Origin of the sequence: Pseudomonas agronomica, assembly GCF_025917275.1 — a bacterium.
GTDB lineage: Bacteria > Pseudomonadota > Gammaproteobacteria > Pseudomonadales > Pseudomonadaceae > Aquipseudomonas > Aquipseudomonas agronomica.
On the sequence record NZ_JAOSHO010000438.1, the window covers coordinates 1 to 4195 of the forward strand.

The window sequence follows — 4195 nt, forward strand, 5'->3', positions numbered from 1 at the left end:
TTCGCGAGCAGGCTCGCTCCCACATTTTGTTCCCGTCGAGCCAGCTATGCAGCTAAGACCCAGCCATCCCACAGAGTTCCTCAGGCCACTCCCAAAATCTTCAACACAAACGCATATTCGAGTGCTACGTCACGCAATCCCTGGTAGCGGCCGCTCATGCCCCCGTGGCCGGCGCCCAGTTCGGTCTTGAGCAGCAGCGGATTGTCATCGGTCTTGGTGGCCCGCAGCTTCGCGACCCATTTGGCCGCTTCCCAATACTGCACGCGGCTGTCGTTGTAGCCGGCGATCACCAGCATCGCCGGGTACGCCTGGGCGCGGACGTTTTCGTACGGGGCGTAGGCCCTGATCCGATCATAGACGTCCGGCTCCTCGGGATTGCCCCATTCGTCGTATTCGGTCACGGTCAATGGCAGCTCTGGGTCGAGCATGGTGTTGAGCACATCGACAAACGGCACTTCCGCGATCGCGACCTTGAACAGCTCCGGGCGCTGGTTGAGCACGGCGCCGATCAACAGGCCACCGGCGCTGCCGCCACTGATCGCCAACTGGTCGGCGGTGGTCAAGCCCTTGGCGATCAGGTGTTCGGCGCAGGCAATGAAGTCGCTGAAGGTGTTGTGCTTGTGCGCCTGCTTGCCGGCGCGATACCAGGCTTCGCCCAGTTCACCGCCACCGCGCACATGGGCGATGGCGAACGCCACGCCGCGGTCCAGCAGGCTCAGCCGCGAATGGGAAAACCACGGGTCCAGGCTTTCGCCATAGGCGCCGTAGCCGTACAGGTACAGCGGCACGGGTTTGCCGAGGGATTCTCGCTTGACCACCAGGCTGATGGGCACCTGTGTACCGTCCGGCGCCGTGGCCCAGAGTCGCTGGCTGACGTAGGCGTCGGCATCGAACGGGCCCAGCACCGGCGTTTGCTTGAGCACGACCTGATCGCCGCTGGCCAGGTCCAGTTGGCGGATCTGCGCCGGGCGATTCAGCGCCTCGTAGCGCAGGCGGATGCGCTCACTGACGAATTCCAGGCTGTTCTGTACGTGCAGGCTGTAGGCCGCGTCCGGCAATTGCACCCGATATGTCGGCAAACCCTGTGGGTGAACTTCGATGATCGGCAAGCCACCTTCGCGCAGGCTCAGCGTCATGGCGGTTGCATTGAGGCTCAGGCCGTCGATCATCACCGTGTCGCTGTGGGGGATCAGGTTCTGCCAGTCAGCCTCGATCGGCGCCTCACCTGTGTCGGCCGCCTGGTACAGCGCGAAGTTGATGCCGTCGCGGTTGCTGCGAATGAACCAGGTCCATTCGCCGTCGAGCAGGCCGTGGTCGATATCGTATTCATGATCCTCTACCCGTGGCGCCACGCAGGTAAACGACTGCTGCGGTTGCGCCGCGTCGAGCACCCAGACCTCGCTGGTGGTCTTGCTGCCCAGGGACAGGATCAGCTGGCGCTCCGAGCTTGAGCGGTAGCAGTGCAGGAAAAAACGCCCGTCCGGCTCGTGGAAGACTTCTTCGGCGGCAGTGCCATCCAAGCGATAGCGGAACAACTTGTGGGGGCGATGGGTGTCGTCCAGTTCGCCAAAGAACAGCGTCAGGCTGTCGTTGGCCCAGGTCATGCTGCCGTCGCAGTTTTCGAAGGACAGTTCGCTGACCTTGTCGTTGGACAATTCCTTCACGAACAGCGTGTAGATCTCATCGCCAGTGGTGTCCAGGCTGTAGGCCAGGCGCTGGTGATCCGGGCTGATGCTGAACGCGCCCAGGGCAAAGAATCCACCGCCGGCCAGCGCGTTCGGGTCCAGCAGCAGTTGCTCACGGCTTTCATCGACGGTCAGGCTGTCATCGGCCGGACGTGGGCAGCGATAGTGACGCGGATATTCGTCGCCGGCCGTGGTGCGCGTGTAATACAAGTACGGGCCCCAGGGGGAGGGCAGGGACAGGTCGGTCTCGAGGATCCGCCCCTTGATTTCCTGGAACAGCGTTTCGCGCAGTTCGGCCTGGTCGGCGAGTCGGGCTTGCTGGTAGCTGTTTTCAGCCTTGAGGTATTCGAGCACGGCATCGGTGTCGCGCTCCTGCAGCCAGGCATACGGGTCGACGCCGGGGTCCTTGCGGGCAATCGGGGCGTCGCAGATGTGGGCAGATAGGGGCATGGAAAAACTCTCGAGCGTAATACGAAAAGGGACAAGTGGCGTGCAGCGTCGGTTCGGTCGTCGAATTGGAAATTTGACCGCATGAGCCAGTCGCAGACGCCGGGGCAGCCTGACGAGCGAAAAGCCGTTACTATAAGCGCCTCTTTGCCTGCCTTGCCATGGACACCATGACCGAGAACGATTATCTGATTGCCTGGGGCTTGTACGCCTTTGCCGCCCTGGGCTGCCTCCTGGTTTGGATGCGCATGACCCGCTTCATGTGGCGCTGGTTGCGCGAGCCGCTGCGGCTGCTGATGGCGGTGCTGCTGTTGAGCCCCACCATCGTGGACCCGGTGAAGGAAAAGTTTGCCCCGGCGCTGGCCATCGCCGCCCTGGACGTATTGTTCAAGGTCGGCAACAACATCTGGCGCGCGGCGTCCGATCTGCTGATGTACGGCATGATCGCGTTCGGCCTTTATCTGATTTTCGTGCTGATCCGTTTCCCCATCGAGCGCGCTGCCAACGCTCGCAAGGAGCGGGCGGCCGCCGCAAAAGCCGCCGCCGCTGCGGAGCCTGATGACGAGCCGCCGTTCGGTGTGGCCGGCGACGACCGTTACGGTCGGCCCCCCGTACCGAGCAATCCCCAGCGTTCGCGAATCGAACCACGCCTGTAGCCGGGCTGCCCCATCAATCGAGGGTTCGAGCATGTGTGAATTATTGGGCATGAGCGCCAATGTGCCGACCGACATCGTGTTCAGCTTCACCGGGCTGATGCAGCGCGGCGGCAAGACCGGGCCGCACCGTGACGGCTGGGGCATCGCCTTCTACGAAGGCCGTGGCCTGCGCCTGTTCCAGGACCCGGCCGCGAGCAGCGAGTCGGAAGTGGCGAACCTGGTGCAGCGCTATCCGATCAAGAGCGAAGTGGTCATCGGCCACATCCGCCAGGCCAATGTCGGCAAGGTCTGCCTGTCCAATACCCACCCGTTCGTACGCGAATTGTGGGGCCGCAACTGGTGCTTTGCCCACAACGGCCAACTCGCCGACTTCCAGCCGGGCGCAAGCTTCTACCGCCCGGTGGGCGACACCGACAGCGAAGCGGCGTTCTGTGATTTGCTGAACCGCGTGCGCCAGGCCTTCCCCGAACCGGTGGACGTGGAGCAATTGTTGCCTTCGTTGATCGCTGCTTGCAGCGAATACCGCAGCAAAGGCGTGTTCAATTGCCTGCTCAGCGATGGCGACTGGCTGTTCTGCTATTGCTCGACCAAACTGGCCCAGATCACCCGACGCGCGCCGTTCGGCCCGGCGCGGCTCAAGGATGTCGACGTCATCGTGGATTTCCAGGCTGAAACCACCCCCAACGATGTGGTCACGGTGATCGCCACCGAACCCTTGACCGAAAACGAAACCTGGACCCGCTACGAACCGGGTCAATGGAGCCTGTGGCGACGCGGTGAATGCGTCAGCCATGGCCGCACCGAATAAGGACGTCACGTTATGTTGCTCAGTTATCTACGGCTGGTGTTGTTCGCGGTGGGCCTGCTGGTCGGGGTCCAGGTGCCGGGTTTCATCAATGATTACGCCAAGCGGGTCGAGGCGCACCTGATCGAGGCGCAAACCGGCCTGCAAGGTTTCCAGGGCACCGCCAATCAATTCTTCAAGGGCGACATGCAGGCCCTGGTGGCCCATTACCGCGCCAGCGAAGACCCGATCTTTCGCAGCGATGCCGACAGCCTGAACATCTTGCTCGTGCGCCAGCAGGCGCTGGACAAGCAGTTCCAGGCGATGCAAGGCCCGTGGTACATCCGCTTGCTGCAAGTGGCGCTGGCGGCCGATCCGGATATTCGCAAGGAAACCTGGAACGGCTACAGCTACCAGATCCTGCTGACCCCGGAAGCGATGATCTGGGGCATCAGCGGCGCGATGTTGCTGTCGTTCGGCCTGGAATGCCTGTTCCGCCTGATCGACTGGGTGGTGCTGGGCGGCAAGCGCTTGCGCCAGAGCCGGCCGATTGAAGAGCGTGACCTGCGCGGGCTCTGACTCGATTGTTCAGTGAGCTTCCTGTGGCGAGGGAGCTTGCTCCC

General features: G+C 62.8%; 4 protein-coding genes. 3 read left to right on the forward strand and 1 reads right to left on the reverse strand.

The features are described 5' to 3' along the window. Positions 1–80 precede the first annotated feature (80 nt). Complete coding sequence (locus OC610_RS22225) at positions 81–2135, reverse strand: S9 family peptidase (protein WP_264430794.1); 2055 nt, start codon at positions 2133–2135, stop codon at positions 81–83. A gap of 158 nt (positions 2136–2293) precedes the next feature. On the opposite strand from OC610_RS22225, the gene OC610_RS22230 reads away from it, so the two are divergent. From OC610_RS22230 to OC610_RS22240, 3 genes are read left to right on the forward strand one after another with little or no spacing between them, the layout of a single operon-like run. Continuing rightward, positions 2294–2788: an MFS transporter gene (locus tag OC610_RS22230; protein ID WP_264430795.1), complete on the forward strand. Its 495-nt coding sequence runs from the start codon at positions 2294–2296 to the stop codon at positions 2786–2788. A 31-nt stretch (positions 2789–2819) separates the two neighbouring features. After that, positions 2820–3596, forward strand: coding sequence for a class II glutamine amidotransferase (locus tag OC610_RS22235; protein ID WP_264430796.1), 777 nt, complete (start codon positions 2820–2822; stop codon positions 3594–3596). 12 nt (positions 3597–3608) lie between these two features. Continuing rightward, positions 3609–4151: a DUF2937 family protein gene (locus tag OC610_RS22240; RefSeq protein ID WP_264430798.1), complete on the forward strand. Its 543-nt coding sequence runs from the start codon at positions 3609–3611 to the stop codon at positions 4149–4151. Positions 4152–4195: the final 44 nt, after the last annotated feature.